This window comes from Brenneria izbisi, from assembly GCF_025840185.1.
Classification (GTDB): Bacteria; Pseudomonadota; Gammaproteobacteria; order Enterobacterales; family Enterobacteriaceae; genus Brenneria; species Brenneria izbisi.
In genome coordinates this window covers 1-1,315 of record NZ_JAMPJU010000034.1, presented here as the reverse complement: position 1 = coordinate 1,315, position 1,315 = coordinate 1, and the positions used below count along the sequence as shown (strand labels likewise).

Sequence of the window (1,315 nt, the reverse complement as noted above, 5' to 3'; positions counted from 1 at the left end):
GAGCCTGTCCGTAATTCTGTGTAACTGCCATCGTATTAAAGGTGAGCGCTCAGGCGGTCACCGAACTCAATAATAAAACGGCTCATCGCCAGCCGCCAGTTCTGGATCGGCATACTCCATTTTTTCGAGGCCGATTGTATTGCCAGATAAACCACTTTCCGCACCGAGTCATCCGTTGGGAAGACTTTGCGTTTCTTTATCGCCTGACGGATCACGCTGTTCAGTGATTCAATTGCATTCGTGGTGTAGATAGCTTTGCGGATATCGGGTGGGTAGCCGAAAAACGTATTCAGGTTTTCCCAGTGCGCACGCCAGCTTTTGCTGATTTGAGGGTATTTCTCATCCCAGATGCCCGCGAACTTATCCAGCGCCATCAACGCCGCTTCCTCTGTTGGGGCCTGATACACAGCTTTCAGCCCGCTGGTGACCCCTTTGTAATCCTTCCACGAGACGTATTTCAGGCTGTTGCGCACCATATGGATGATGCACAGCTGGATATGTGTCTGAGGATAAACGCTGTTTATCGCATCCGGGAAGCCCTTCAGGCCGTCCACGCAGGCAATCAGGATATCCTGAAGCCCCCGGTTTTTAAGCTCCGTCAGCACACTGAGCCAGAACTTCGCCCCTTCATTTTCTGCCAGCCACATGCCCAGAAGTTCTTTCTGGCCTTCGGTGTTAATACCCAGAGCGAGGAACACCGCTTTGTTGATGACACTGCCGCTATGACGGACTTTCACCACGATACAATCAAGATAAACAATGGGATAGAGAGGATCCAGTGGCCGGTTTTGCCATTCTGTCACCTGTTCTTTAACCGCATCGGTGACTTTAGATATCAGCGTGGGAGACACATCAGCGTCGTACATCTCTTTGAATGTCGAAACGATTTCGCGGGTCGTCATCCCTTTGGCGTACAGGGACAAAATCTGGCTGTCCATCTGCGTGATACGCGTCTGATTTTTCTTTATCAGTTGCGGCTCGAAGGTGTTTTCACGGTCACGTGGCGTGCTCAGTTCAATCTCGCCGTCGTCGCATAACACGGTTTTAGACGAGTAACCATTTCGGGTATTAGAGCCTGATTTAGGGGCATTTTTCTCATGCCCGAGATGGTCAGTTAACTCAGCATTAAGCGCCGTTTCGACGGTTAACTTCGTCAGCATGCGGGAAAACGCATTGAGGTCGGCTTCGGTTTTAAGGCCTTTAGCCAGTTCGGCAGCGAGTGCCTTGAGTTTCTTTTCGTCCATCGTTTGCCTGTCTCCGTTGTTGGAGTGAACATATCAAAAACAGACAATTACACAATTTAAATTACAGTCTC

General features: G+C 49.9%; 1 protein-coding gene. It reads right to left on the bottom strand.

Features of this window, described 5'->3' with window-relative positions:
• Positions 1 to 35: 35 nt before the first annotated feature.
• Positions 36 to 1,244 carry an IS256 family transposase gene (locus NC856_RS17595; protein ID WP_264091693.1) on the bottom strand — a complete coding sequence of 403 codons (1,209 nt, stop codon included), beginning with the start codon at positions 1,242 to 1,244 and terminating at the stop codon, positions 36 to 38.
• Between the last annotated feature and the right edge of the window lie 71 nt (positions 1,245 to 1,315).

Coding starts and splice junctions, on each gene's coding strand:
- NC856_RS17595 (WP_264091693.1), bottom strand. CDS start 1,244: ATGGACGAAAAGAAACTCAAGGCACTCGCTGCCGAACTGGCTAAAGGC.